The organism is Streptomyces sp. bgisy130 (genome assembly GCF_057708345.1).
This window is the reverse complement of the sequence record NZ_JBYISA010000003.1, coordinates 450,643-475,866: the sequence shown is the minus strand read 5'-3', so window position 1 is coordinate 475,866 and position 25,224 is coordinate 450,643. Positions and strand designations below refer to the sequence as shown.

The window sequence follows — 25,224 nt, the reverse complement described above, 5'->3', positions numbered from 1 at the left end:
CCCCCCCCCCCCCCCCCCCCCCCCCCCCCCCCCCCCCCCCCCCCCCCCCCCCCCCCACCCCCCGCCCCCCCCCCCCCCCCCCCCCCCCCCCCCCCTTCGCCGTACCGCACGCCGCGCGGGTCCGGGGACCGTACGCCGAGCTCCCCTGCGCCGCGCGCCGCAGCGCCCGCCAAGGGCCGTCCCGCCCGCTCAGGCCGCGGCCGACCGGTATTTGCGGACGGCCAGCGTCCGGAAGACCGCGATGATCACCAGGGACCAGATCACCGAGGCCAGCACCGGATGCTCCATCGGCCAGGCACCGGTCACCGACTTCGGCACCTTGGTGATGGTGTTGCCGAACAGCTCCCGGGCGGCGGCCACCGTCGCACTGAACGGATTCCACTCCGCGACATGCTGGAGAAACGCCGGCATGCCGTTGACCGGCACGAACGCATTCGAGATGAAGGTCAGCGGGAAGAGCCAGATCAGCCCGCCGGACGTGGCCGCCTCGGGCGTGCGCACCGAGAGGCCGATGAGCGCGCCGATCCACGAGAAGGCGTAGCCGAGCAGAAGCAGCAGCGCGAAGCCGGCCAGCACCTCGGCGAGGCTCTCGTGGGTACGCCAGCCGATCAGCAGCGCGACGACCGCCAGCACCACCAGCGTCAGCGCGGTCTGCACGAGATCGGCGAGGGTCCGGCCGGTGAGCACCGCGCCCCGGGACATCGGCAGCGACCGGAACCGGTCGATGAGGCCCTTGTGCATGTCGTCGGCGATGCCCGCGCCGGCACCCGCCGTGGCGAAGGTGACCGTCTGCGCGAAGATCCCGGCCATCAGGAACTCGCGATATGCCTGGGCGTCGCCCACGGGGGCGCCGGGGATGTTGATGGAGCCGCCGAAGACGTAGGTGAACAGCACCACGAACATGATCGGCTGGATCAGCCCGAAGATCACCACTTCGGGAATGCGCAGCATCCGTATCAGATTGCGCTTCGCGACCACCAGGGAGTCGCGTACGGACCGGCTGAAGCCGCCGCGCGGCCGTGGGGGCCGGACGGGAGCGGTGTCGGCCGCTTCGGTCACCGTGGTCACTTCACGCCCTCCTTGTCGGTCGTCGCGTCCGCGTCCGGGGCGCCGGCCGCCGCCGCGGCCTTCCCGCGCTTCTGCTGCCTGCCGACGGATCCCCCCTCGCCCGGGGCGGCATCCGCGGCGCCCGCGCCGTTGCCGTTGCCGTTGCCGTTGCCGTTGCCGTCCGCGGTCTCGGCGGCGTGGCCGGTCAGCGAGATGAACACATCGTCGAGGGTCGGGCGGCGCAGCCCGATGTCGTCTATCTCCACACCGCGCAGGTCCAGTTCGCGGATGACCTCGGCGAGCAGCTTGGCGCCGCCGGTCACCGGGATCGTGAGCTTGCGGGTGTGCGGTTCGACGGTGCCCTCGCCCTTGCCGAAGCCGCGCAGGACCTCGTCGGCGACCGTGAGGTGCTCGGGGGCGTGCACGACGACCTCGACGCGCTCGCCGCCGGTACGCGCCTTGAGCTGGTCGGAGGTGCCGCGGGCGATGACCTTGCCGTGGTCGACGACGCAGATGTCGTGGGCGAGGCGGTCGGCCTCCTCCAGATACTGCGTGGTGAGCAGCAGGGTCGTGCCACCGGCGACCAGTTCCTGGATGACGTCCCACAGACCCTGGCGGTTACGGGGGTCCAGGCCGGTGGTCGGCTCGTCCATGAACATCACGGGCGGGCTGACGACCAATGCGGCCGCGAGGTCGAGCCGGCGGCGCATACCGCCGGAGTAGGTCTTGGCGGTGCGGTCCGCGGCATCGCCGAGATGGAAGCGTTCCAGCAGTTCAGCGGCTCGCCGCTTGGCGTCGCGCCCGCTCATCTGGTAGAGCTGGCCGACCATTATCAGGTTCTCGCGGCCGGTCAAGTACTCGTCGACGGCGGCGAATTGGCCGGACAGACCTATGGAGCGCCGCACCTTGTCGGGGTGGGCCAGGACATCGATTCCGGCGACGACCGCCTTGCCCCGGTCGGGCTGGAGCAGGGTCGTCAGGACCCGTACGGCGGTGGTCTTGCCGGCACCGTTGGGGCCGAGCATTCCTAGGACGGTTCCTTCGGGGACGTCGAGGTCGACGCCGTCCAGTGCCCTCACGTCGCCGAAGGTCTTGACCAGACCTTCGGCGTAAATGGCGCCTGGCATAGGGGTACTCCCATGGCTTGGGTCAGTTCCAGGTCGAATATTACGGTTGGCGGACTATGCCTGCTCTATGGGCATTTGTCCGCGACGGAACACCATGACGCACCGGCACCCCGCAGCCGGGATACTACGGCACAGACGCGATACATCGCGATACAGTTTGCTGATTTTCGCGCGCGGCGGCGGAGGGAAGCGGGAGGAAACAGACGTTCGCCACGCGTGTGGGGCGCCACGGTATACCCGTGACGCCCCATGGCCCCATCCCTTTTGCCGCATCCGTCGCGGCAGCCTCACTCCGTGACGAAGTACCCCGCCTCGCGCAGCGCCGCCCGCAGTTCGGCGCAGTGCGCCGGCCCCTTGGTCTCCAGATGCAGCTCCACCTCGACCTCGGTCAGACCGAGCCGCGGATCCGTCCGCACATGGCCCACATCGAGGACGTTCGCATCGGCCACCGACAGCACCCCCAGCAGCGTCGCGAGCGCCCCCGGCCGGTCCGTCAGCCGCAGCCGCAGCGAGAGATAGCGGCCGCCGGCGGCCATCCCGTGCCGCAGGATGCGCTGCATCAGCAGCGGATCGACATTGCCGCCGGACAGCACCGCGACCACCGGCCCCTCGAAGGACTCCGGGTCGGCGAGCAGCGCCGCCACCGGGCTCGCCCCGGCCGGCTCGACCACCAGCTTGGCCCGCTCCAGACACAGCAGCAGCGCACTGGAGAGCTGGTCCTCGGTGACCGTACGGACCTCGTCCACCAGCTCCTCGACCATCCCGAAGGTCACCTCGCCGGGCCGCCCGACCTTGATGCCGTCGGCCATCGTCGACAGCCCCTCGATCGCCACCGGCCGCCCGGCCGCCAAGGACGGCGGATAGGCGGCCGCGCCCGCCGCCTGCACCCCGACGACCTTCACATCCGGCCGCAGCGCCTTCACCGCGAGCCCGATCCCGGCCACCAGCCCGCCGCCGCCGACCCCGACGAGGATGGTCCGTACCTCCGGACACTGTTCGAGGATCTCCAGCCCGACCGTGCCCTGCCCGGCGATGATGTCGTGGTGGTCGAAGGGGTGGATGAAGACCGCACCGGTCTCGCGCGCGTAGTCCTGGGCGGCGGCCAGCGTCTCGTCCACCACATGGCCCTGGAGCCGTACCTCCGCCCCGTATTCACGGGTCGCGGCGACCTTCGGCAACGGGGCGCCGACCGGCATGAACACCGTCGAGCGCACCCCCAGCAGGGAAGCCGCCAACGCCACCCCCTGTGCGTGATTGCCCGCGCTCGCGGCCACCACACCGGCCGCCCGCTCCTGCGCCGAGAGCCCGGCGATCCGTACGTACGCGCCACGGATCTTGAAGGAGCCGGTGCGCTGGAGGTTCTCGCACTTCAGGTGCACGGGCGCGCCGACCAGCCCGGACAGATAGCGGCTGCCCTCCATCGCGGTGGCCCGGGAGACACCGGAGAGCATCTTGTGCGCCGCCCGGATGTCATCGACCGTGATCGCGGCCGCCGGACCCTCCGCGGGGGGCGCGGCGGCGGCGGTCTCCTGCGGCGTGCGCGGCGTGTGGTCGGCCATGCCGCCAGTCTCGCAGTTCGCCCACCGGAGAGCCTTTTCTGCCCGAATGGTGATCAGACGCGCGGCGGGCGAGGGTACGGCGGTGCCCGCACGACCGCCCGGGGGCTACGGGGCGTTATCGGAATGGGCAGCACAGGTACGCTCCGCGCCGGGTCCGCGTACGCTGTCCTCCCATCCATACGCACTTCCACCGAAGCGAGCTCCCGGCCATGCCCACCTCTTCGGACATGACGACCCACACCGACCCCGCTCTCCTCGACGCGCTACAGCACCAAGTGGCCGTCTTCGCCCGCCGCGCAGAACAGAGCCGGCTCGGCGGCGTCGGACAGGCGCGCAATTCCATGGACCGCGCCGCGTATCTGCTGCTCAACCGCCTGGACCAGGAAGGCCCGATGGGCGTCAAGGCCCTGGCCGCCGGTATGGGCATCGACTCCTCGACGGTCACCCGGCAGGTCGCCCCGCTGGTCGACTCCGGTCTGGTCAGCCGCGCCACCCACCCCGAGGACGGCCGCGCCGTGGTGCTCCAGCTGTCCGAGCGCGGGCACGCCCGTCTGGAGGAGGTGCGCACCTCGCGCCGTGCGCTGATGGCCCTGGTGACGGAGCAGTGGTCCGAGGAGGAGCGCGCCGCCTTCACCACACTCCTGACGCGCTTCAACGCCTCCCTCTGCGACATCACCGCGTCCTTGACGCCGCCCGGCCCGACGTCCTGACGCCCGCGCACACCGCTTGACCTGACGCCGGCCCGGATCCCGCGCCGCGGGCCCGTCCCGCCTCTTGACCGGCCGGCCGTACTGCCGTGCCATAGGAGCCACGAAGGTCGTGCGTCCGTCATCCGGGAGGCGCGGTGCGAGAGCGGCGGTCGGAGCAGGAGCGCCGCCGCGCCCGGGAGTTCGAGCGGTTCGTGGCGGGCGCGGCGGGCCGACTGCTGCACACCGCCACCCTGCTGACCTGCGAGCCCGCCGGCCGGCCCGCACCGGCCGCCGAGGAGTTGCTGCTCCGGGCGCTGTCGCGGACGTACGCCGACTGGGACCGGCTGCGCGGCGACGATCCGTACGCGCACACCCGCCGGGCGCTGGCCGCCCTCCCCCGGGCTCTCAGGGAGCGGGGCGGCGCCCTTGTCGCGCACACCGCCCGGCGCCACCGCCGGCCGCGCGGCGGACTCCTGGACCGGCTGTCCCCGCAGGAACGGCTGGTCCTCGTCCTGCGGTTCTACGAGGACGTGGCCGAGGAGCAGACCGCCGCCCAACTCGGCCTGCCCGCCGAGCGGGTGCACGCGCTGTGCCTGCACGCCCTCGGGGAGATGCGCAGCCGCCGCCCCGGACCGGCCCCGTGCCCGGAAGCGGACTGCGCACCGGCACCGGGAACCACTCCGGAACCCACGGCCATGAGTCCCCCCGACCGCAAGGAGACCGAGGTACGGCGGATGCTGGCCGGCCCGCATCCGCTCGTCCCGGCCGATCTGGCCGCGCGCGCCACCGCCCGCGGCCGCCGCCTCATGATCCACCGCAGGCGGGCGCGGCACCTCGGCCGGCTGCTCGCGCTCCTCGTGCTGGCGGCACTGGTCTGGGCGGCCGCGACCCAGCCGTGGCTGCCCCCGCCGGCCCACACCACCCCTCGCGTGGAGGGGTGGTGAACGGCAGAGCCGGCGGGTGTCCCGTCAGCCCAGCGCCTGCGTGAGGTCCGCCAGCAGGTCGTCGACGGACTCGATGCCCACCGAGAGGCGCACGAGGTCGCCGGGGACCTCCAGCAGCGACCCGGCCGTCGAGGCGTGCGTCATCCGTCCCGGGTGCTCGATCAGCGACTCGACGCCACCCAACGACTCACCGAGGGTGAACAGCCGCGCCCGGTTGCAAACCTCCACCGCCTCCTGCTCGCCGCCCGCGACCCGGAACGACACCATGCCGCCGTAGGACCGCATCTGCTTGGTGGCGACATCGTGGCCCGGGTGCTCGGCCAGCCCCGGGTAGTACACCTGGGTCACCTTGTTGTGGGAGCTCAGCAGCTCCGCGATCCGCTCCGCGTTGGCGCTGTGCCGGTCCATACGGACGGCGAGCGTCTTGATACCGCGCATCACCAGCCAGGCGTCGAACGGGCCGGAGACCGCACCCATCGCGTTCTGGTGGTAGGCGAGTTCCTCACCGAGGGTGTCGTCGCTGACGACCAGGGCGCCGCCGACCACGTCCGAGTGCCCGCCCATGTACTTGGTCGTGGAGTAGACCACCACATCGGCGCCGAGGGCGAGCGGCTGCTGGAGGTAGGGGCTGGCGAAGGTGTTGTCGACGACGAGCTTGACCCCGGCGTCCCGGGCGACGGCGGCGAGCGCCGCGATGTCGGTGATGCCGAGCAGCGGGTTGCTGGGCGTCTCCACCCAGATCGCCTTCGTACGGGGCCGCAGTGCGGCGCGCACGGCCTGCGGGTCGGAGGTGTCGGCCACCGACCACTCCACGCCCCAGCGCTCGACGACCTTGGAGATGAGACGGAACGTGCCGCCGTAGGCGTCATTGGGAATGACGACATGGTCGCCCGGGGTCAGCAGGGTCCGCAGCAGGCAGTCCTCGGCGGCAAGGCCGGAGGCGAAGGCCAGGCCGCGGCGGCCGCCGTCCAGGGCTGCGAGGTTCTCTTCAAGCGCGGTACGGGTCGGGTTGGCGCTGCGGCTGTACTCGTAGCCGCCGCGGAGCCCGCCCACGCCGTCCTGCTTGTACGTGGATACCTGGTAGATGGGAGGTACCACCGCGCCGGTCGCCTCGTCAGGCTCCTGACCTGCGTGGATGGCACGGGTCTCGAAATGCTGGTGGCGCTCTTCGCGCTGATCGCTCATGCCTGCCGAGGGTAGTCGTCCGCGCAACCGAACTTTCCGGAACTTTCTGGTTGGCTGGATAGTGGATACATACGAGGATCCGCACAGCGGTTCCCGTCACCGCCCGCCGCACACCGCCCCTCGCACCCGCCGCCCCCGTCTCCGCCCCACCGCAGCTCCCAGGCAGCCGTTACAAGAATTTCAGGTACAGGACACCCCACATGGACGCTCTGCTGGTTCTCTTCGCCGCGCTCGCGCTCGGCGGCCTCGTCTTCCTGCCCTGGATGCGGCGCCGACGGGCCGTACAGCACACCCGGCAGGGCCTGGTGGTGGCCTCCGACCCGATGGCGGGCTACGGCTTCGTACCGCTGGAGGAGCTCGACGTCCGGCTGCCCGGCCCGGACCGGGAACTGGCCGACGCGCTCGCCGAGATGCGCCGCACGCACGACTGGCGCCCCGCCGCCGAGCTGCTGAAGTCCACCGGCGACGACTGGGAGCGCCGCTGGCAGCGGGTGCAGACGCTGGCCGGTGCCGCGGCCTTCGAGCTGGCCGCGGAGGAGGCGTCGGAGCAGCAGCGGCGCGGTACGGGCCCGGGGTACGGCGACGGCGGGCGGACCGGCGGGATCTGGCTGCGCACCTGGCGCTCGGAGGCCCCCAAGGACCCCGGCGGCGCCCAGACGCACGCCCAGTTCCTCGTCGTCCAGGCGCTGCGCGACCCGGGCTCCCAGGACTTCCGGATGATCCTGGAGGAGGCCCGCGCGGTCTGCCGGGAAGCGGCGCTGCTGGCCCCCGGCAGCCCGGTCCCGTACATCACCGAGCTGGCGATCGCCCGCGGCCTGCACGACCGCCCCGCCGACTACGAGGAGCTCTGGTCCAAGGTCGCCCAGCGCGCCCCGCAGCACATGGGCGCCCACCTCGCCGCGCTCCCCTACTGGTCGCAGAAGTGGCACGGCTCCCGCGAGCAGGCCGAGTCCTTCGCCGAACGCGCCGCGGCCGCCGCCCCCAAGGGGACCCTCCTCCCGGCCCTCCCCCTCTTCGCGGTCTACGAGCACCTCCCCGAGGCCAACATGGTCCGCAGCCTCTACCAGAGCGCGGTCGTCGAGCGCGCCATCGAGGGCGCCCACTTCGCCCTCCGCGAGGCCCCCGCCGACCACCCCATGGCCCCGCACGTCCGCCATCTCCTGGTCTGGTTCCTGGTACGCGCCGAACGCTACGCCGAGGCCATGGAACAGCTCCGCCTCGTCGACGGCCACGTAGGCGCCGTCCCCTGGTCCTACGGCCACAGCCCCGCCACCGAATACGCCGCCTACCGCGCCCTGGCCATCGCCGGCTGGGAACAACTCGGCGGCACGTCCACGGGCTTTCCGCCATCCGGGAGCTGAGTCCGGCCCCCCGGGAACTGCGTTCGGAGGCCGGAATGCCTACTGCCCTGCGGGCGTTTCTGTCACTGCAGCCTTACGCACACCGCCCCCCGCGCCAGTCCCAGCGCCCGCCAGGTCGTCCCCCTTCCCTTCCGCACCCTCAGGAGCTGATCCCCGTGCTGTTCTCCCGCTTCAAGAACCAGCTCCCCACCCCGGAGGAGGCACTCGAAGGCCGCCCCGAGCGGGCCTTCGCCGTCCCCGACCGGCACACCGTCCTCGGCAACCCGCTGCTCGGCCCGTACCCGGACGGCCTGGAGATCGCCGACTTCGGGCTGGGCTGCTTCTGGGGCGCCGAGCGGAAGTTCTGGCAGACCGAGGGCGTCTGGACCACCCTCGTCGGCTACCAGGGCGGCCACACCCCGAACCCCACCTACGAAGAGGTCTGTAGCGGCCACACCGGCCACACCGAGGCCGTCCGCGTCGTCTACGACCCCAAGGTCGTCTCCTACGGTCAGTTGCTCAAGCTCTTCTGGGAGTCCCACGACCCCACCCAGGGCTTCCGCCAGGGCAACGACGTCGGCACCCAGTACCGCTCCGCCATCTACACCCACTCCCCCGCCCAACAACACACCGCCGAAGCCTCCCGCGACGCCTACCGCCCCATCCTCCACAACGCCGGCCACAGCGACATCACCACCGAAATCCTCCCCGCCGACACCACCCGCCCCTTCTACCCGGCGGAGGGCTACCACCAGCAGTACCTGGACAAGAACCCGACGGGGTACTGCGGGATCGGCGGGACGGGGGTGAGCTGCCCGGTAGGCGTGGCTCCGGCGCCGGAAGTCACGGAGCAGTAGAGCGCTCCCGCCAAACCGGTCCAGGCGCGGGAGTCACACTGCCTCTCCCTCACTCGTTTCCCTCACTCGTTCGAGCGGTGGGAGAGGACTTGCGCCGGATACGCTGACGCACGGGATCAGAATCACGCCCATGGGAGTAGCCATGACCACCTCCGCCGCTGGGCAGCCACTCATTCCCCAGCCCCCTGCCACGGTTGCCGCACTGCGGCAGGCGATCAGTCAGATCGCGCCCGCAGCGCTGCCGGCCTTCACACGGGAGTTGGACCAAGCGGCCGACCAGTCCCGGCAGGGCTCCGACCTGGCACCGCTCCAACGGTTCATCGCATCGTGGGCTGCCTATGTCCACCTCCAGCGTCAGCCCGACGCAGCAGCGGACCTCCGCCGGTGGGAGAACGCTGCCGAATCGGGCGACGCCGCTCAGGCACGGCAGGCCGCCTCCGAGATCGGCCGGATCCTGGACGAAGCCCACGCCGCCATCGGCCTCCCGGCGTTCGACGCGCTGTAGCCGTCACCACTGAAGCATCATGCGTGCCTGGGGTTACTCGGCACGCGAGCCCCGTAGGGACGCGGATGAGCTGCCCGGTAGGCGTGGCACCGCCGACGGATGAGCCTCGGTCTCGACCGCGAGCGTCTCTCCGCACTGTGGCAGCGGCAGTGGCCCATGGGACCGCCCATCGCCCACGAGCTACGCGCTGCCTACAGCGACCGCTGGGTGCGCTTTCACAGCCTCCCCGGCTCGACGCTCTTCACAGTGCGGCGGAACAGCACCACTCCGTTCCAGGACGAAATCCGTGGCCGGAGCGGTCCTCGCCGTCGTCACGGACCGCCCTCTCCCGGTAGGGCGAGATCCCGGGCAGTCTCGATACGAGTGCGTTCATATTCCGCAGGGTCGAGAATCTCCCATGCCGCCTGGCCGATAGCCAGAACCCCGCGGGCCGGCAGGGGCACATCACCGATGCGCGGGTTCTCCGTCAGCTGGACCGGGCGCCCGAGGTCGACGCCGTCGAATAGGGCATGCGAGTCGTCGACGAAATACATCCGCTGTGGCATGAGCGTTCCGGTGTGACCGCTCGGCATCGTGCCGGACAGCTGGAGGTCCCCCATTCCCAGCGCACGGGCCAGGCGCTCACGAGCCCGCACCAGGAGTCGAGGGCGCCAGGTGGCGAGCGGCAGCGCCCCACTGATGCCGTTGAGGAAACTGAGGAGTCGTGCCGCAGAGGCGGTGAGGGTCCAGTCCAGGGAGGGGGAATCCATCGTCACCCGCAAAGTGGCAGGGCCCGTCCACGTGAGTCCGATCCGGCCATACCCGGTGTGGTCGCAGGCCGCGCCGTAGTACCTGGGGCATGCGGTGTGCAGTCGTGGCCCGTCGACGTGAATCGACCAGCTGCCGTTCGGGTCGCGATGCCACAACGTGCGGTAGGGACCGAAGCAGTTCTCCGGAAAGACGCGCAGGGCGAGGACATGACCGGAATCAAAAGGCAGCCCGAAGACACCCCAGCCCTTGACGTATTCGTGCCGGGGCCATGGCGCCTGGCCCCGTAGAGGCGGGATATCGGACAGCGCGGAGGAAAGGTCGAGCATCTCCATCACCCCGGCGAGGTCGGTCTGTGCCCCAGCTCAAGGGTAAATGGGCCACGGCCGGATCCGCGCGGGTTGCCACCGCCGCGCCAGTGTCTGCGCAGCCGTGCCACCCCAAGCTCCGCGTGCAGGCTTGAGCTGCCCGGTAGGCGTCGCTCCAGCCGGGGACTAACCTGGTCGTCATCCCAGGTAGGGGCGCTCCCGATGCTCCAGGAAGTGCCGGATACGGAGCTGCTGCGTGTGGTGCATCGGGAGATCGCCGATCTCATCGGCGTGGATGAACCGCAGCTCCGTCGACTCGTCCGAGATCGCAAGCTCCCCGGCGAGGCCTGCGGTGAAGCACACGTTGAACTGCCGCCGCACCTCTCCGTCCGTGTAGGCGATCACGTGACGGGGATCGGTGTACGTGCCCACCAGCCCCGTGACCTCCACATCAAGCCCGGTCTCCCTCCGCGACAGGATTCACTCCTCGAGTACAGGCTTCACCGTCGTCCAGACCGCGTCGAAGCTCTGGGCCTAGGTGTCGAAGATGCCACCATCCCCGTTGCGACGAAGGACCGCTCGGGCCTCCCGGCGTCCGCCACTGTTGATGTCAGCCGGAGATGATCGACAACACCTCGGACACCCCGAAGACTCCGAACACGCCAACGAGCGCGACACTGATCACAACCCCGACGCACACCAGCGCGACGACGATCACGAGCCAGGAACGGCCAACCGCCGCGTGATACTCAGCCTCGTCATCCCAATCCTGCACGAGCTCGTCAGCCATCTGACCTCCCATGTTCGTCCCAACTGCGGATTCGCTCGGCAGCTGTCCGAAGTACAGCGACACGGGTGCCCGGGCTGATCCCAACAGCAAAGTGCGTGCCCGCTTGCGCCATTAGGTCCTGAAGGAGATCCATCACTCGCTCTTGCGCATTCTGCTTCGTGGCGGCAGAGGAAACGGCATCCCTGAACTCTGGTGTCTCACCGGCAGCAGCAAACCATGCCTGGAAAGTCTCCACCTCTTTGCTTGGCCGCTCCGCCCTGGTCGCGATCCAGCGGGCCATCTGCCGTGGGTCGGCCCAGTCAGGCGAGTCCTCATGGCATGGCCGGCAGAGTAGAAGCAGATTGTCGGCGGTATCTGGACCACCGAGGCTTCGAGGCACTATGTGGGCGCGTTCTAGGCGGGCTCGACGCCAGCGAGCGCGAGGGGTCTTCTCCTCCCAGCGTTCGGAGAACCATCCGCATGCGAAGCAGCATGGTTCAACAAGAGACAGATGAGGAGCGAACTCATCGCGGTTCCGACCTTGCTCCCAAAATTGCGCAATCTCCCACTTGCTCGGCATGGACATGCCGCCCCCTCTGGGTTGTCTCAGAGCAGCAAGAGCATGCCACTAGCCACTGACAACGGCACCCGAGGTCGCGGCGGACGCATACGGACCGTTCCCTGCCCACAGGCACAGCCCGAATACGTGCATGAACACCGCTTTAGGAGTTCGATCAGCTGTCCCGCATGACGATTCCGCAGGGACCCGCGGCGGCGTCCTCGACCACCTAGAGCCGCCGGAGTTCATCGCCGTTGATGTCAGCCATGGATGCCAGATACTCCTCGAACCGCGCGCTCAAGGGCGACGGTATGCGGACCGGTCAATGCCGGGAGCGGGCTCGCTGGTCAACGTCACGTAGCGGGGATCGGAGGGGTCGCCAACTTCCATGAAAGTGAACAGATCCACGTCGTGCCGTGCGAAGCGGTGAAGGTACTGGAGGAAAAACTCCAACTCCTCACCGGACAGCGGCTCGTCGTGCCTCTCGTTGCGCATGGGCTCACGATACGTCTGGCCGGCCCCTCTACCGACCCTCAGTGCGAACTACCGGCGGTGCGGTCCCCTCAGCCTGATCCGTCACTCTTACTGGTTCGGTCAGCGGCGGTCATACAGGCCGTTTGGAGGTTCTGGAGGGCAGCCACCGAACGTAGTCCGGTGCTGTGGTTGCGGTGCCTCTCTGACGTACGGCTCCCGCCCCGTCGGCCCACCATCTGGGTGACTTCCAGTCATGCCCGCGCGTTGCCCCTCCCCCCAAAAAGTGTCGACCCGGCTACTCAGCGCCGCATGTCGAAGCCCGAGGCTCGATGCCCGATGCCCGATGCCCGAGGCTCGATACCCAACGCCCGATGCCCGATGGCGTCGGCTTCAGAAGCTTGCGGGAATCGGAAGCCCTGCTGGGCATGGGATGCGACCGAGTGCATGGACATCCGCCCGTGACGCCCCCTTTGAAATCGGCGGCGATCAGCGGAAAAGGGTGCTTTATGAGCAATGCCCAGCAGCATATCCCCGGGCGGACCCGTCACCGCCGACCAAGCCGACAATTCGCCCAGAGGTCGAACTCTCCGCGCAATACGAAGGAATCGTTGAGGCGAATACTTCCAGCCTTGCGACGCCTGAATCTCGCCCCTAGTCTTTACGCGTGTTATAGGCCAGAGAACTGGCCGGCCGGAGATTTCATCAATGAAGCGTGAGGCATAGTGTGTCCGACGAGGTATTTGTCGACTCCGCGGCACTACGGAAGCTGGCGAAAAGTTTCGAAACGCATGCCTACGACCTGCAAAGTCATCTGAAGACTTTTTCCCAGAAGACCGGGGAGGAAGCAATCAGTGACGGATTCGGTGTGCTTACCGAATCGGAGGAGGTTACCTCTGCATACGTTGACTATTCGAAGGACGTGACCGCGGCGATGGAGAAAGTCCATCGCCATTTGGACGAAATCGGCGCCGCACTGGAGCAGGTCACACGCAATACCGAGACCAGTGATGACGATGTGGCGGCCCTCTTCGGCCGCAAGGGGGGCCACTGATGAGCGACGACGAGTCGGTGGTCGAAAAGGTATTCGAGGTCGGCATCGAGGCGATCAACCCCGGTGGCAGGCCCGATGTCCTGAGAGAGGCCGCTGCGGGCTGGCGGGCGCTGGCCCACGAAGCAGAAGAGATGTTCTCCAAGCTCGACCGGCAGGTGAAGGGAACCGTCGGGGAAACCTGGCGCGGCCCGGCAGCCGAAGCGTTCCAGAATCACTGGAAGCAGCTCAAATCAGCGATCGACGATACGACGGGCGAGTTCGAGCACTGCGCAAAGGGTCTGGATGAGGCCGCGAAGAGCATCGAAGAGATCAATGATGAGATCCACGGCATTTATGCGGAGATCGGCATTTCGGTAGCCGTATCCGCCGCGACATCCCTCTTCAGCTTCGGACTCTCCACGGCGGCCGCCGCCACCCGGATCGCACAGCTGGCAGCGAGGGCGGTTGCCGCTGCCGGCCGTTTGGGGGTCCTGCTCCAGCGGGTGGCCTCGATATTCCGTACGCTCTACGCCGGCCGAAAAGGGAAGATCGTCCTCGACGCCCTCGCCAACTGGGCGGGTGGCACGGCAGGCGGCGTGGCAACCAGCCTTATCAGCGGTAAGGGCCCGGAATGGCAGACAAATGCCCTGGGTGGACTCGGCGGCGCCACCGTGGGTACCGGCGCCGGCAAGGTCGCGGAACGGCTGATGGGTAACCGGTTCGGCAAGACGTTTGTCACCGGCGCCGCGGGGGGCGCCGCGGGCGGTGTGACCGGTGATGCCCTGGATGCGGCCTTCGACAAAGAGAAGGAATTCGATCCGGCTTCCTCCGCGATCACTGCCGTCACCGGTGCAGCGGCGGGCGGTGGAGCCGCCGAAGGCGTCAGTTTCCAGCGGGCCTTCGATATCCGGCCGACCCATGCCGGGCGGGACCTCGGGCAGGATGTCGCCATGAATGCCGCCGTACCGGTCTTCGGCGGTCCGGCGGGGAACGACGCCAAGGACGGCGTCGAATCGGCGACCAAGTCGTCCGATGAGGCTGAAGCCGCCGCCAAGAAGCGCACGGGCGGCCTGGACACCTCCGGTACGGACCGGATCGAGGACGTCTTCGGATGAGGGCGGACGAAGGGACGGCGGGAGTGGGGGCATCAGGGGCATCGGAGGCATCGGGGGAAGGGGCAGTGCGTGCGGGGCGGGCGACCCGGCGGGCGGCCGCGGTGATCGCCTTGGTGGGATGCCCGGCGGTGGTGGCCGTACCGGCGATCTGGATGTTCTGCGTCGATGAGCAGGTGCGGCAGTGGGGCATCGTGGCCTGCCTGGCCGTGGTGCTCGGTTGTCTGACCGCGGTGGCGCTCCGGCAGCGCGGTGCCGGGCACCGGAACGGCGTGGACACCTTTGCCGCGCTGCGGCCGGTGCCCGCTCATACGCCGCACGCCGCCGGTCCGCCCGCCCTCCCCTCGAAGCTCCCCGCCAGGCGGCCGGCGCAACTGCGGGGCGCGGCCGCGGTGTTCTGCTGTACGACCGCTGTCCTGGGGTTCGCAGCACTGGGAGCAGGGGATGCCGAGCGGCCGGCGCCGGTCGACGGGATTGCCGCGGCGGGCGGAGTCATCCAGGACGTACGGGTGACCGGCGTACGGAACAGCGAGCGGCACAACCCGAGCCGTGGCAGGGACTATTACACCGCCGTCTCTGTGGTCGCCCTCCCCCATGCGGGGACCGGCGAAAACGTCCCGGCCACGGTGTCCACGCATACGCCGGAACCGCTGCGTCCCGGCTCCAAGGTGACGGTCCTGTATGCCCCGTCGAAGCCTGACCTCGGCGCCGTCCAAGGACTGCCGGGGCCGCTGCGCGCGGCACTGGACGGCGCCCCGCTCGCCCCGGGAGCGAGGACGGCCCTGCTCGTCATCTGGCTCCTGGGGGCCGGGTTCATGAGTGGACTGCAAGTCGTGCACTCCGGTGGGGTCAGAACGCTCACGCGGTGGACGGCGCACGACCGGGCCGTACGGGGACGCTGTACGGGGGATGGTGTGTCCCAACTCCCTCCGCATACGGAGAAGTCCGGCCGTAAGGAGGCGTCGAGGAAGCTCGATCAGCTGGTGATCGGGACGGACGGCGGGGAGGTGCGCTTCGTCTTGGACGAGGCCACCGACGGGTACGCCGAGCAGCTGGGCGCGGAATCGCTGTGGCTGTGCTGGCGGGCGGGGCAGAAGGACGGGCAACAACTGGAGCCTGCCGTACTGGTCGGCGATTCCGGCTGGGTTCTGCACGGCCAGGTGGTACGCACCGAAGCCGAGCGGCTGGCCGAGGAGAGCGGAACCGGGACTCCCGGCGAGGCCGGGGCGCCGGTCGACGCCCAGCGGGAGGTGCACCTTTGGGATCCACGCGCCGGCTGGCCGCTGCGCGTCCGGCGCGGCGCGATGATCGCCGCAGTCGCCGCTCTTGCGCTGGCCGGGCTGCTGGCCACGACCTCGTTGGGCGCCGGACGTTGGTGGGCGGCGGTCGGTGGCGTGCTGTGTGCGCTCGGCGCGGCCGGTGCAGAGGCGCTGTCGACGGCCTGGCGGGCGGCAGCAGCCGACGGATCGGGCGGAGCAGGCTCGCCCTCCTCCACGCCGGCGCGGTAGGCGGGCACGCAGGCGCGGTAAGCGGGCACGCAGACACGAAGGTGAAGCGCTGAAGGAGCTGTCGACCGGATTCCCGTCCGGTCGGCAGCTTTTTTGTCGTCAGGTACGGCGGGGCGCGGTTGCCCCAGCCCTCCCCGCAGGGACCGTCGCCCGGAAATAGGTTGCACGAGACGTATCGTCTCGTTTAGCTTGAGGGCATGACGAAGCCGGAACACCCCAGGCATACGCATATCGCCATGTTCTCCATCGCCGCCCATGGGCACGTGAACCCGAGTCTTGAGGTGATTCGGGAGCTTGTGGACCGGGGGCACCGCGTTACCTATGCAATTCCGGAGGTTTTTGCGGAGAAGGTTGCCGAGACCGGGGCGGAGCCCGTGTTGTATCGCACGACGCTGCCGTCGCCGGATGATGACCCGTCGGCGTGGGGGACCACGCTTCTCGACAATGTCGAGCCGTTTCTGAATGACGCGATGCAGGTGCTGCCGCAGCTCATCGAGTCCTATCGCGGGGATGAGCCGGATCTCGTGCTGCATGACATCACCTCTTACCCGGCGCGCGTTCTTGCGCACCGCTGGGGGGTGCCGGCGGTCTCGCTCTCGCCGAACCTCGTGGCGTGGGAGGGGTATGAGGAGGAGGTCGCCGAGCCGATGTGGGCGGAGCCCAAGGAGACCGAGCGCGGGCGGGCGTACTACGAGAAGTTCAGCAACTGGCTGGCGGAGAACGGGATCACGCAGCATCCCGATCCGTTCGTCGGCCGTCCCCGTCGTTCGCTCGTGCTCATCCCGAAGGCGCTACAGCCGCATGCCGACCGGGTTGATGAGCAGGTCCACTCGTTTGTCGGCGCCTGCCAGGGGGAGCGTGCGGCGCAGGGGGACTGGGAGCGGCCCGTGGGCGCCGAGCGCGTGCTGCTGGTCTCGCTCGGTTCGGCCTTCACCAAGCATCCCGGGTTCTACCGCGAGTGCATCAAGGCGTTCGGCGATCTGCCGGGCTGGCATGTCGTGCTCCAGGTAGGCAAGCATGTCACTGCCGAAGACCTCGGGGAGGTTCCTGGGAACGTCGAAGTGCGGCAATGGGTGCCGCAGTTGGCGATCCTGCGGAAGGCCGATGCGTTCATCACGCACGCCGGGGCGGGCGGCAGCCAGGAGGGTCTGGCCACGGCCACGCCCATGGTGGCCGTACCGCAGGCCGTTGACCAGTTCGGTAACGCGGACCTGCTCCAGGGACTCGGCGTGGCCCGCCAGGTGCCGATGGACCAGGCGGACGCGGCCACCCTCCGCTCGGCGGTGCTCGCGCTCGTCGACGACCCGGAGGTGGCGCGGCGCCTCGCGGCCGTCCAGCGGGAGATGGCGGGCGAGGGCGGGACCCAGAGGGCGGCCGATCTCATCGAGGCCGAGCTGCCCGTGGGGTGAGGTCGCATCACGGTCTCAATTCTCGGGCGGCGGCTGCCCGGATGCCGCCGCCTCGACGTACACCACCATTGTCTGGTCCGGCTGTTCGGCCAGGTGGAAGGCGGTGTAGGTGTAGGTGACCGGGCCTCGTCGGGGGTGGTGCAGGCGTTTGTGGCCGCTGTGGCGGGGCTGGACCTCGTACTGGCTCCACCAGGTGCGCGCTTCCGGGCTGTGGTCGGTCAGCTCGTCGATCAGGCGGGTGTAGCGCGGGTCGGTGGGATGGCGGCCGGCCTGGGTGCGGAGGCGGGCGAGGAGGGCGCGGGCCTCTGCTTCCCAGTCGATGACGATGTCCCGGGCCAGCGGTTCGAGGAATACCCAGCGGACGAAGTTGGGCGGCCGCCGCGCCCCGTGGTCGATGAGCCGTGGGAAGAGGGCGGCGGCCGCCCGGTTGTGGCTGAGCACGTCGTAGTTGCCGCCGATGATGTACGCCGGGTTCGGCTGGAGCAGCGCGGGCACGGCGGCCGCGTCGGGCGGGAGCGGTTCGGGTTCCCCGGGGGCGTCGGCGGTCGGGTGTCCGGCGAGCTGGAGGAGATGGGCGCGCTCGTGGCGGTCGAGCCGCAGGGCCGTGGCCAGGGCGGTCAGTACCTGTTCGGAGGCACGGATCTTCCGTCCCTGCTCCAGGTACGTGTACCAGGTGGCGCTGATCCCGGCGAGCAGTGCCAGCTCCTCCCGGCGCAGTCCTGGCGTGCGGCGGCGCGCGGTCTGCGGGAGGCCGACCTCGTCCGGGGTGAGGCGTTCCCGCCGGCTGCGCAGGAAGGCAGCCAACTCACGGCGTTGGTCCGGCTGTAGTGGCATGGCTGGCACCTTCAGTTCCAGAATAAGTACGTTCTGGATACCAGGCTAAGAGTCCCGGAGACTCGTGGGTGAGGGCGGGGCCCGGGGCGGGCCGGCCCCGCAGAGCCCCATGCCGCGGGACGAAGGGAAGAGCTCATGTCTGGAACTGAAGGAAAAGTGGTGGCTATTACGGGAGCCGGCAGCGGTATCGGTGCGGCTACCGCGTTGTTGCTCGCCGAGCAGGGTGCGCGGCTCGTCCTCGGCGGGCGTCGGACCGAGCGGCTGGCGGAGGTGGCGGCCCGGATCGAGGAGGCGGGTGGCGCGGCCGTGCACCTCCGCACCGATGTGACCCGGCGGGACGATCTGCACGCCCTGGTCGCGCTGGCCGGTGAACGCTTCGGGCGGCTCGATGTGCTGGTCGGCAACGCCGGGGTGGGCACGATCTCGCCGCTCGATGATCTGCGGGTCGACGAGTGGGACCACATGGTCGACGTCAATGTGAAGGGGGTTCTGCACGGCATCGCCGCCGCGCTGCCGGTCTTCCGCGCGCAGGGCAGCGGCCACTTCATCACCACCGCGTCCACGGCGGCCTTTCGTGTCGTCCCCGCCATGGCGGTCTACGCCGGTACCAAGTACGCGGTCCGGGCGATCTGCGAAGGGCTGCGCCAGGAGGCCGGCGACGCGCTGCGGGTGACCACCGTCTCGCCCGGGGTGACCGCCACCGACTTCGCCGAGGCGTCCACCAACAGCCGGGTCCGGGCACAGATCACGAAGATGCGGGACGATCTCGCGATACCGCCCGCGGCGATCGCCCGCGCCATCGCGTTCGCCATCGAGCAGCCCGCCGAGGTCGATGTGAACGAGATCGTCGTCCGGCCCACCGCCCAGGGCTGAGGCGGGGACCGCTCGGGCCGTCGGCAGGCGCCAGGGGGCGTTCCGGGGCGGGGTGCGCGGCCGGGTCATCTCCGTTCCGTACAGCGGGGATTCGGTTCCCGTACGGCGTGCGGGATGCGGGAGTGATTGGATGGCCGGCAGGAGTGAGGAGAGGTTGCCGTGCCCCGTACAGGCTCAGCCGGCCGTAGTGCCGGTGTGGATCCCGAGCGGCTCTGGTCGCAGGCCGAACACCCGCGACGGGGGCGGCCGCCGGCCCACAGCCGCGCCGCGATCACCACCGCGGCCATTGCCCTCGCCGATGCCGAAGGGCTGGCCGCGGTCACCATGCGCGCGGTCGCGGCGCGGATCGGGGCCGGCACGATGTCGCTCTACAGCTACGTCCCCAACAAGGAGACGCTGCTGGAGCTCATGATCGACCAGGTGAGCGGCGACCACCGGCTGCCGTCCGCGCCGTCCGGCGACTGGCGGGCCGATCTCCGGCAGTTCGCCCGCGAGCAGCGCACGATCATGCGGCGCCACCCGTGGCTGCCCGCTGCCCTGTCCGCACGGCAGACGCTCGGCCCGAACGCGCTCGCCGCCCTGGAGTACGCCCTCGCCGTCCTCGCCCCCGTGGGGCTGGAGGCACCGGCCCGGCTGGAGACCTTCAGCCTGCTCACCGGTTTCGTGGTCAGCCATGTGTCCTATGAACTGGCCCAGGAACGGGCGGTCGAAGCCGGCGGCCGCCCGTCCGGTGAACTCCTCGACGCCCAGGACCGCTACCTGCGGTCCGTTGCCGTGGACGGCCGGTATCCCCGTCTCGCGGAGGCCCTGGCGGTGCCGAGCCATGACTCGGCACCGCAGGCCGTTTTCGACCGCCTTCTCGACCGGATGATCAAGGGGCTGACGGCGGGGGTGTGATGGCGGGGTGTGACGCGGGAGGTGACGGCCCCGACGGCACGCCCCCGGTCCCGACGGTCAGTGGCCGGACCGGGACGACGGCGCCCCGCCCCGGGGGCCGAAGGCCGTCAGGAAGCGGTCGCGGAAGGTGTCCATCCGCCAGACCGGGGTCTTCGGGCCGGGCTTCAGGCCGTTCTGCCAGTTCCAGCCGGAGATCCGGTCCAGCACGGCGGGGTCGTGGGCGACCAGCGCGACCGGCACGTCCCGGCTCGCGTTCTCGCCGGTGACCGTCGGGACGGGCTGGTGGTCCCCGAGGAAGACGAGCACGGTGTTCTTGTTGCCGTACTTCTCCATGTACGAGATGAGGCTGTGCAGCGAGTACTGGATGGCGCGGCGGTACTCGGTCCGTACCTGTGCGGGGTCCTTCCACACCTCCTTGGGGTCCTTACCCGCCTTCTTGATGCCGTGGTAGACGGAGCCGTCGCCGAGTTGGTCCCAGCCGATCATCTTGGGGATGGGCGCCCAGGGGTTGTGGCTGGAGACCAGGATGATCTCCGACATCAGCGGCTTGTCATGGCGCTTGCCGTGCTCCAGGCGTTCAAAGGCCGACAGGCTGTATTGGTCGGGCACCCGCGACCAGCTGAACTGGGGGCCCTGGTAGCCGAGATGGTGGGTGTCGTAGACGTGGTCCAGGCCGTAGAACTTGCCCTCCGGCCAGGAGCGGGTGACGCCCGGCATGATGCCCGCCGTGCGCCAGGCGCCGGAGCGCTTGAAGGCGTCAGTGAGGGGCATCCGGTCGCTGGAGGTGACGGTGCGGTAGCGCTGCTGGTTCTTGATCCACAGGCCGGACATGAAGGTGGAGTGGGCCAGCCAGCTGCCGCCGCCCGCCGTCGGTGAGGTGAGCCAGGCACTCCGGGAGGCGAACCCGGCCTTGCGCAGCCGCTCGGTCCCGTCCTTGAGCACCGCGTCGACCTGCGGCGCCATCGCCGGGTCCGCGACCGCGCTGCGGCCGTAGCTCTCGATGAAGGTGAAGATGACGTCCTTGCCGCGCAGTCCGGTCAGCAGCTGGTCGGGCGGGGTGTCGCGGAAGGCGTCGACGTCCGCTTCCTTGGCGAACACCTGCTGGTCGGCCAGGCTCGCGCGCAGCCGCTGCGCACTGTCCCCGACGAGGTCGGCGGTGTTGGTGGCGGCGACCGGGACACCGGCGAGCTGTACGCCGAGCGCGGCGCAGGTGATCCAGACGGTGCCGAGTACGAGGGTGGTACGGGTCGCCACGGCGCTGTGCCGTACCAGGAGGCGGCTGAGGCGGACGACCGCCAGCGTCATGAGGACGAGCAGGGCGAGCACGAGGAGCACGACGCCGGCCACGGCACCGATCGCGCCCGCCTGACCTATCGAGTCCTTGAGGAACGACTCGGCGTCGTCGAACAGGATCCAGTCGAGCACCGGGTCGAAGGGCCGGGCGAGCACCGAATAGAAGCCCATGTCCAGGCAGTTCAGGAGGGTCCGCAGGCCGAGGCCGACCCCGGCAACCACGGCCGCCACCCGCCGCGCCCCGGTCGGCAGGAGCAGCAGCAGGGCCGCGCCGAAGATGCCCTCCACCGGGATCCGCAGGAACTCGCCGGGCGTGAGGCGGGTGAGCTGGTTCGGCAGGAGCAGCGCGGCGAGCACCAGCACAGCGGCCAGCGCGGTGACCGTCCGCCGTACGGCCCGCGCCACGGCCGGGTAGCGGTCCCGCCAGCCGGCGGGGGCGATGGCCTCGACGTCGGCGGCGGTCTCGACGTCCACTGCGGCTTCGACGCCCGAGGCAGTCTCGTCCGGCATCTGCTCCGGAGGACCGTCCGGCGGCCGGGCCTCCGTCGTGGTTGCCTTCGTCGTGTTCGGCGGCTGGCTGAGGCGCGTGGAGTGCGGCAACCCGAAGGTCCTTCCGTGCGGGGCCGGTGGTGGCTCGGCGGACCGGAACCGGGGAGCCGGCCGCCGTTATCTGTACGTGCGGCCGGCGGCTTCGGTTCAATCTTGGCCCGGGTCCCCTCGGACCGGCGTCGCGGGGCAGCCTCAGACCGCGGCCGGCTGCTCTTCCGTCCCGGCCGGCTCCGCGGGCGAAAGGCGAATGCGGCGGCGCTTTGCCACCAGCACCGCGGTGCGGGTGAGAACCATGGCCAGGGACATGAAGACAAAGGCGTTGGAGTAGACGTCCGGACCGCTGAGCTCATTTTCGATGCTGAAGCGGATCAGGCCCTCGGCGAACCAGTGCTCGGCGCCATAGGCGAAAAGGACGCGGGCGCTGGAGAGGACGATCCAGACCAGGGCGTAGCCGAATCCGCCGAGAGTGTAGATCTGCCCGTCGGCGCCGCGGTGGGCGGGGAGCAGGGCGCCGGCGACCAGCCCGCAGATCACGCCCACGCCGACGCCGATGAGCTGGAAGGACGGGGCGTTCCCCGAGGTCGGGAACGAGTCCACGAAGATCGCGATGATGACGGCGACCGCGAGTACGGAGCGCAGCATGCGCATATTGGTGACCCGGCGGCGGCCCAGGTCGGTCGCCAGGATGATGGTGAGAATCGAGGCGCTGGCAATCAGCGCGATAACGAACTGACTCAGGTGGTTCATGGAAATCCGGGGCCTTTCCGCAATACTGCGAGGTCTGTTGCTCCGGCGGTTTCTGCGCTGTCCGCCGACCGCCGTCAACGACGTTATGGCGACCCCTTGTTGTGGGGGTACGACCGGCCGGTGGATTCAGCTGTCCACCGGTCGGTGGACAGCGCGGCCGGAGCGGAAGCAGGGGTGATAGGACTTGGGGCCGCGGTGGCACGATGGCGCCCGCGCCCCGGTGCGGGGCCGTTCGGATGCAGGGGGATGGACACGGTGACGCGTGAGGCGCGGCGCGCGCCCGACGCACGGGTGCGTTGGTTCGGGCTGTGGGACAGCTACTTCGTGACCTGTTATCTGGTCACCACGGGGCTGGTGTTCACCTCCGCCGTACCGCAGACCGGGCGGCTGGTCGCCATCGGTGCGCTGACGCTGGTCGTGCCCTGGTACGCGGGGATCGGGCGGCCGTTGATGCTGCGTCATGAGCGGGACCGGCGGAACGCGGTCTTCGCCGGCGGGCTCTTCGGGCTGTTCGGGCTCGCCACCGCGGTGGATCTGACGAGTGCATTCGCGCTGTTCGCGCTCGTCCCGATGCTGATGATGAGCCTGGACACCCGGCCGGCCGTGGTGGCCGGCGTGCTCGGCAATCTCGTCCCCGTCACGATGCTGTGGCTCCAGGGCGGCGCCACCGCCCCGCTGATGCTGTTCGTGCTGTTGGCGTCGCTGCTCGGGATCGCCCTGTCCGTGCTCCTCGGGCTGTGGATCAAGAGGGTGGTACGGCAGAACCGCGAGCACGCCGAACTCATCGAGGAACTGCGGCGAAACCGCGAGCAGGTGGCCCGGCTGTCGCACCAGGCCGGGATCTCCGCCGAGCGCGAGCGGCTCGCCCGGGAGATCCACGACACCCTGGCGCAGAGCCTGACCAGCATCATCAGCCTCGTGCAGGCCGCCGACGCCGAGGTCGAAGGCGCCCCCGCCGTCGCCCGGAAACATCTCGCGCTGGTCGGGCGGATGGCCAAGGAGAGCCTGGCGGAGGCCCGTTCCTTCGTCGCCGACCGGACGCCCGCTTCGCTGCGGGAGAGTTCCCTGGCGCAGGCGCTGCGGCGGCAGGCGGACGGGCTGGCCGCGCAGACCGGGCTGCTGGCGCGGTTCGCCGTCGAGGGGGACGAGCGGCCGCTGCCGATGGCGGTCAATGTCGTCCTGCTGCGGGCCGCGCAGGAGGCCGGCACCAATGTGCGCAAGCACGCCGAGGCCCGTGCGGTGGACCTGGTGCTGCGGTACGGCGAGGGGCATGTCGGGCTCCACGTCACCGATGACGGCAAGGGGTTCGACGCGGCCAAGGCGGAGCGCGGTGCGGCGCAGGGCGGTCCGGACGGGCCCGGCGGCGGGGACGAGGTCGGTGGGGGCGAGGACGGCGGATTCGGGCTGCGGGGCATGGCGGCCCGGCTGGCGGAGATCGGTGGGGCGATGAGCGTGGTGAGCGAGCCGGGAGCGGGCACCGTCGTCGAGGTGAAGGTGCCGTTGGACGGGGCGGCGGGGCGGCCGGAGGGGCCGTCGGCACCGCGCCCCGAAGCGGCGGAACGGCGGACGGAGGCAGCACATGAAGGGCGTTGAGGACCCGGCCGTGGTGCGGGTGCTGCTCGCGGACGATCATCCCGTCGTCCGCGAGGGGCTGTGCGCCATGCTCGAATCCGACCCGGGCATCGAGGTCGTGGGGCAGGCGGGCTCCGGTGAGGAGGCCGTGACGCTGGCGGAGCGGCTGACCCCGGACCTGGTGCTGCTGGATCTGCGGATGGGCGCGATGGACGGGGTCGCCGCCACCGGCCACATCCTGCGGCGGTCACCGCGCACCAAGGTGGTCATCGTCACGACCTACGAGGACGACGGCGACATCCTGCGCGCCGTGGAGGCGGGCGCGGCCGGCTATCTCCTCAAGGGCAGTTCCCGGGCCGAGCTGATCGACGCGGTGCACGGTGCGGCGCGCGGGGCGACCGTGCTGACGCCGTCGCTGGCCCCCAAGCTGTTCCGGGCGCGGGCGGTGGAGGCGCCGCTGCTGTCCGGCCGGGAGTGCGAGGTGCTGCGGCTGGTCAGTCAGGGGCTGACCAATGCCGAGATCGGCCGGCAGCTGTTCATCGGTGAGGCGACGGTCAAGACGCATCTCCTGCGGGCGTTCAAGAAGCTGGAGGTGTCGGACCGGACCGCGGCCGTGATCACGGCGCTGGAGCGCGGGTTGCTGGCGTAGGGGGTGTCTCCCCCTGGGTCCGGCCCGGCTCGCCGCGCGCCGCCCGCCGTCCCCTCACGGACGGACCGCGCGGAAGCGGAAGTTGTCGGGCCGGAGGCTGACGTCGGGGGTGCGGAAGCCGGCCGCGCGCAGCCGGTCCGGGAGGGTCTGGGGCGGCACCGGGACGTAGGTGTCCCACAGGTGGATGAGGCGGAAGGCGCGGCCGGGCCGGCCGTCGCAGCCCGCGAAGACACCGCCCGGCCGCAGCACCCGGAACGCCTCCGCGAAGAGCTGGTCCTGCTGCCGAGGGGACGGCACATGATGCAGCATCGTGAAGCAGACGACGGCGTCGAAGCGGCCGTCCGGCAGCGGCATCGCGCAGCCGTCGCCGTGCACGACGTCGACCCGGTCGCCGTACTCCGCACGCAGTCGCTCCGCCGATCCCGCGTCGACTTCGAGGACGCTCAGCCGGCCACCGGCCCGCCGCGCCAGCACCCGCGTCGTGGCTCCGTAACCGGGCCCGATCTCCAGGGTGTCGGCGCCCAGTTGGACGTCTTCGAGCGCCCAGGGCAGCAGGTCCTTCTCCACCGCGCGGGCCCACATCCGGGAGTTGCACAACCACTGGTGATAGCGATTCATGGAGGTCATGCGGCGAGCGTAGG

24 protein-coding genes and 2 pseudogenes are annotated in these 25,224 nt (G+C 70.2%); 13 read left to right on the top strand and 13 right to left on the bottom strand.

Features of this window, described 5'->3' with window-relative positions; genetic code table 11:
• Positions 1–189: 189 nt before the first annotated feature.
• The 3 genes from AC3EUV_RS07345 to ilvA all read right to left on the bottom strand — a co-directional run bounded on the left by AC3EUV_RS07345 (position 190) and on the right by ilvA (position 3,733).
• Positions 190–1,068 (bottom strand): ABC transporter permease, encoded by an 879-nt coding sequence (locus tag AC3EUV_RS07345; RefSeq protein ID WP_432144975.1) that lies wholly within the window; start codon positions 1,066–1,068, stop codon positions 190–192.
• Positions 1,065–2,174: an ATP-binding cassette domain-containing protein gene (locus AC3EUV_RS07340; RefSeq protein WP_435602452.1), complete on the bottom strand. Its 1,110-nt coding sequence runs from the start codon at positions 2,172–2,174 to the stop codon at positions 1,065–1,067. Before AC3EUV_RS07340 ends, AC3EUV_RS07345 begins: the two co-directional genes overlap by 4 nt.
• Before the next feature lie 287 nt (positions 2,175–2,461).
• Positions 2,462–3,733, bottom strand: a complete 1,272-nt coding sequence (gene ilvA / locus AC3EUV_RS07335) for a threonine ammonia-lyase (RefSeq protein WP_432144973.1) — start codon at positions 3,731–3,733, stop codon at positions 2,462–2,464.
• Between the two features lie 209 nt (positions 3,734–3,942).
• Between ilvA and AC3EUV_RS07330 the strand changes: the two genes are divergently transcribed.
• Both AC3EUV_RS07330 and AC3EUV_RS07325 read left to right on the top strand, forming a co-directional pair.
• Positions 3,943–4,443, top strand: a complete 501-nt coding sequence (locus tag AC3EUV_RS07330; protein WP_432144972.1) for a MarR family winged helix-turn-helix transcriptional regulator — start codon at positions 3,943–3,945, stop codon at positions 4,441–4,443.
• Positions 4,444–4,577: 134 nt separating this feature from the next.
• Positions 4,578–5,063 (top strand): annotated as a pseudogene (locus AC3EUV_RS07325) (sigma factor-like helix-turn-helix DNA-binding protein); the annotation flags it as partial.
• 327 nt (positions 5,064–5,390) lie between these two features.
• On the opposite strand, the gene AC3EUV_RS07320 reads toward AC3EUV_RS07325, so the two are convergent.
• Positions 5,391–6,551, bottom strand: a complete 1,161-nt coding sequence (locus AC3EUV_RS07320; protein ID WP_432144971.1) for a cystathionine gamma-synthase — start codon at positions 6,549–6,551, stop codon at positions 5,391–5,393.
• Between the two features lie 200 nt (positions 6,552–6,751).
• Between AC3EUV_RS07320 and AC3EUV_RS07315 the strand changes: the two genes are divergently transcribed.
• The 3 genes from AC3EUV_RS07315 to AC3EUV_RS07305 all read left to right on the top strand — a co-directional run bounded on the left by AC3EUV_RS07315 (position 6,752) and on the right by AC3EUV_RS07305 (position 9,253).
• Positions 6,752–7,912: a hypothetical protein gene (locus AC3EUV_RS07315; protein ID WP_435602451.1), complete on the top strand. Its 1,161-nt coding sequence runs from the start codon at positions 6,752–6,754 to the stop codon at positions 7,910–7,912.
• Positions 7,913–8,067: 155 nt separating this feature from the next.
• Positions 8,068–8,748, top strand: coding sequence for a peptide-methionine (S)-S-oxide reductase MsrA (gene msrA / locus AC3EUV_RS07310; protein WP_435602450.1), 681 nt, complete (start codon positions 8,068–8,070; stop codon positions 8,746–8,748).
• Between the two features lie 142 nt (positions 8,749–8,890).
• Complete coding sequence (locus AC3EUV_RS07305) at positions 8,891–9,253, top strand: DUF6247 family protein (protein WP_435602449.1); 363 nt, start codon at positions 8,891–8,893, stop codon at positions 9,251–9,253.
• A gap of 311 nt (positions 9,254–9,564) precedes the next feature.
• Here AC3EUV_RS07305 and AC3EUV_RS07300 read toward each other — a convergent pair whose 3' ends face one another.
• The 5 genes and pseudogenes from AC3EUV_RS07300 to AC3EUV_RS07280 form a co-directional block, all read right to left on the bottom strand.
• On the bottom strand, positions 9,565–10,329 hold the full coding sequence (locus tag AC3EUV_RS07300) for a hypothetical protein (protein ID WP_435602448.1): 765 nt from the start codon (positions 10,327–10,329) through the stop codon (positions 9,565–9,567).
• Positions 10,330–10,506: 177 nt separating this feature from the next.
• Positions 10,507–10,779 (bottom strand): annotated as a pseudogene (locus AC3EUV_RS07295) (NUDIX hydrolase); the annotation flags it as partial.
• Positions 10,780–10,918: 139 nt separating this feature from the next.
• Positions 10,919–11,098 carry a hypothetical protein gene (locus AC3EUV_RS07290; protein WP_435602447.1) on the bottom strand — a complete coding sequence of 60 codons (180 nt, stop codon included), beginning with the start codon at positions 11,096–11,098 and terminating at the stop codon, positions 10,919–10,921.
• A complete protein-coding gene (locus AC3EUV_RS07285; RefSeq protein WP_435602461.1) occupies positions 11,091–11,657 on the bottom strand; it encodes an HNH endonuclease in 567 nt (188 codons plus the stop codon). The genes AC3EUV_RS07290 and AC3EUV_RS07285 overlap by 8 nt, the downstream gene beginning before the upstream one ends.
• Positions 11,658–11,933: 276 nt before the next feature.
• The gene (locus AC3EUV_RS07280; RefSeq protein WP_435602446.1) at positions 11,934–12,131 is read right to left on the bottom strand and encodes a hypothetical protein; all 198 of its coding nucleotides are present in this window, start codon (positions 12,129–12,131) and stop codon (positions 11,934–11,936) included.
• A gap of 703 nt (positions 12,132–12,834) precedes the next feature.
• Between AC3EUV_RS07280 and AC3EUV_RS07275 the strand changes: the two genes are divergently transcribed.
• From AC3EUV_RS07275 to mgt, 4 genes are all read left to right on the top strand, one after another.
• Positions 12,835–13,161 (top strand): WXG100 family type VII secretion target, encoded by a 327-nt coding sequence (locus AC3EUV_RS07275; RefSeq protein ID WP_435602445.1) that lies wholly within the window; start codon positions 12,835–12,837, stop codon positions 13,159–13,161.
• On the top strand, positions 13,161–14,255 hold the full coding sequence (locus AC3EUV_RS07270) for a WXG100 family type VII secretion target (protein ID WP_435602444.1): 1,095 nt from the start codon (positions 13,161–13,163) through the stop codon (positions 14,253–14,255). The genes AC3EUV_RS07275 and AC3EUV_RS07270 overlap by 1 nt, the downstream gene beginning before the upstream one ends.
• A gap of 65 nt (positions 14,256–14,320) precedes the next feature.
• Positions 14,321–15,760 (top strand): hypothetical protein, encoded by a 1,440-nt coding sequence (locus AC3EUV_RS07265; RefSeq protein ID WP_435602443.1) that lies wholly within the window; start codon positions 14,321–14,323, stop codon positions 15,758–15,760.
• Between the two features lie 197 nt (positions 15,761–15,957).
• Positions 15,958–17,169 (top strand): macrolide-inactivating glycosyltransferase, encoded by a 1,212-nt coding sequence (gene mgt, locus AC3EUV_RS07260; protein WP_435602442.1) that lies wholly within the window; start codon positions 15,958–15,960, stop codon positions 17,167–17,169.
• A gap of 15 nt (positions 17,170–17,184) precedes the next feature.
• Here mgt and AC3EUV_RS07255 read toward each other — a convergent pair whose 3' ends face one another.
• The gene (locus AC3EUV_RS07255) at positions 17,185–18,003 is read right to left on the bottom strand and encodes a helix-turn-helix transcriptional regulator (RefSeq protein ID WP_435602441.1); all 819 of its coding nucleotides are present in this window, start codon (positions 18,001–18,003) and stop codon (positions 17,185–17,187) included.
• A gap of 135 nt (positions 18,004–18,138) precedes the next feature.
• Here AC3EUV_RS07255 and AC3EUV_RS07250 point away from each other — a divergent pair, with 135 nt between their 5' ends.
• Positions 18,139–18,876 (top strand): SDR family oxidoreductase, encoded by a 738-nt coding sequence (locus tag AC3EUV_RS07250; protein ID WP_435602440.1) that lies wholly within the window; start codon positions 18,139–18,141, stop codon positions 18,874–18,876.
• A 159-nt stretch (positions 18,877–19,035) separates the two neighbouring features.
• Positions 19,036–19,773 carry a TetR/AcrR family transcriptional regulator gene (locus tag AC3EUV_RS07245; protein WP_435602439.1) on the top strand — a complete coding sequence of 246 codons (738 nt, stop codon included), beginning with the start codon at positions 19,036–19,038 and terminating at the stop codon, positions 19,771–19,773.
• Positions 19,774–19,830: 57 nt separating this feature from the next.
• Here the strand turns inward: AC3EUV_RS07245 and AC3EUV_RS07240 are convergent, their stop codons facing one another.
• Complete coding sequence (locus AC3EUV_RS07240) at positions 19,831–21,576, bottom strand: alkaline phosphatase family protein (protein ID WP_435602438.1); 1,746 nt, start codon at positions 21,574–21,576, stop codon at positions 19,831–19,833.
• A gap of 231 nt (positions 21,577–21,807) precedes the next feature.
• Positions 21,808–22,362, bottom strand: a complete 555-nt coding sequence (locus AC3EUV_RS07235; RefSeq protein ID WP_435602437.1) for a hypothetical protein — start codon at positions 22,360–22,362, stop codon at positions 21,808–21,810.
• Between the two features lie 246 nt (positions 22,363–22,608).
• Here AC3EUV_RS07235 and AC3EUV_RS07230 point away from each other — a divergent pair, with 246 nt between their 5' ends.
• Entirely contained in the window at positions 22,609–23,955 is a 1,347-nt protein-coding gene (locus AC3EUV_RS07230; RefSeq protein WP_435602436.1) for a sensor histidine kinase, read from the top strand.
• Complete coding sequence (locus tag AC3EUV_RS07225) at positions 23,942–24,583, top strand: response regulator (protein ID WP_435602435.1); 642 nt, start codon at positions 23,942–23,944, stop codon at positions 24,581–24,583. The genes AC3EUV_RS07230 and AC3EUV_RS07225 overlap by 14 nt, the downstream gene beginning before the upstream one ends.
• A gap of 54 nt (positions 24,584–24,637) precedes the next feature.
• On the opposite strand, the gene AC3EUV_RS07220 is transcribed toward AC3EUV_RS07225, so the two are convergent.
• On the bottom strand, positions 24,638–25,210 hold the full coding sequence (locus tag AC3EUV_RS07220) for a class I SAM-dependent methyltransferase (RefSeq protein WP_435602434.1): 573 nt from the start codon (positions 25,208–25,210) through the stop codon (positions 24,638–24,640).
• Positions 25,211–25,224: the final 14 nt, after the last annotated feature.

Coding starts and splice junctions, on each gene's coding strand:
- AC3EUV_RS07340 (WP_435602452.1), bottom strand. CDS start 2,174: ATGCCAGGCGCCATTTACGCCGAAGGTCTGGTCAAGACCTTCGGCGAC.
- ilvA (WP_432144973.1), bottom strand. CDS start 3,733: ATGGCCGACCACACGCCGCGCACGCCGCAGGAGACCGCCGCCGCCGCG.
- AC3EUV_RS07330 (WP_432144972.1), top strand. CDS start 3,943: ATGCCCACCTCTTCGGACATGACGACCCACACCGACCCCGCTCTCCTC.
- AC3EUV_RS07320 (WP_432144971.1), bottom strand. CDS start 6,551: ATGAGCGATCAGCGCGAAGAGCGCCACCAGCATTTCGAGACCCGTGCC.
- AC3EUV_RS07315 (WP_435602451.1), top strand. CDS start 6,752: ATGGACGCTCTGCTGGTTCTCTTCGCCGCGCTCGCGCTCGGCGGCCTC.
- AC3EUV_RS07305 (WP_435602449.1), top strand. CDS start 8,891: ATGACCACCTCCGCCGCTGGGCAGCCACTCATTCCCCAGCCCCCTGCC.
- AC3EUV_RS07300 (WP_435602448.1), bottom strand. CDS start 10,329: ATGCTCGACCTTTCCTCCGCGCTGTCCGATATCCCGCCTCTACGGGGC.
- AC3EUV_RS07290 (WP_435602447.1), bottom strand. CDS start 11,098: ATGGCTGACGAGCTCGTGCAGGATTGGGATGACGAGGCTGAGTATCAC.
- AC3EUV_RS07285 (WP_435602461.1), bottom strand. CDS start 11,657: ATGCCGAGCAAGTGGGAGATTGCGCAATTTTGGGAGCAAGGTCGGAAC.
- AC3EUV_RS07280 (WP_435602446.1), bottom strand. CDS start 12,131: ATGCGCAACGAGAGGCACGACGAGCCGCTGTCCGGTGAGGAGTTGGAG.
- AC3EUV_RS07270 (WP_435602444.1), top strand. CDS start 13,161: ATGAGCGACGACGAGTCGGTGGTCGAAAAGGTATTCGAGGTCGGCATC.
- mgt (WP_435602442.1), top strand. CDS start 15,958: ATGACGAAGCCGGAACACCCCAGGCATACGCATATCGCCATGTTCTCC.
- AC3EUV_RS07255 (WP_435602441.1), bottom strand. CDS start 18,003: ATGCCACTACAGCCGGACCAACGCCGTGAGTTGGCTGCCTTCCTGCGC.
- AC3EUV_RS07250 (WP_435602440.1), top strand. CDS start 18,139: ATGTCTGGAACTGAAGGAAAAGTGGTGGCTATTACGGGAGCCGGCAGC.
- AC3EUV_RS07240 (WP_435602438.1), bottom strand. CDS start 21,576: ATGCCGGACGAGACTGCCTCGGGCGTCGAAGCCGCAGTGGACGTCGAG.
- AC3EUV_RS07235 (WP_435602437.1), bottom strand. CDS start 22,362: ATGAACCACCTGAGTCAGTTCGTTATCGCGCTGATTGCCAGCGCCTCG.
- AC3EUV_RS07230 (WP_435602436.1), top strand. CDS start 22,609: ATGGACACGGTGACGCGTGAGGCGCGGCGCGCGCCCGACGCACGGGTG.
- AC3EUV_RS07225 (WP_435602435.1), top strand. CDS start 23,942: ATGAAGGGCGTTGAGGACCCGGCCGTGGTGCGGGTGCTGCTCGCGGAC.
- AC3EUV_RS07220 (WP_435602434.1), bottom strand. CDS start 25,210: ATGACCTCCATGAATCGCTATCACCAGTGGTTGTGCAACTCCCGGATG.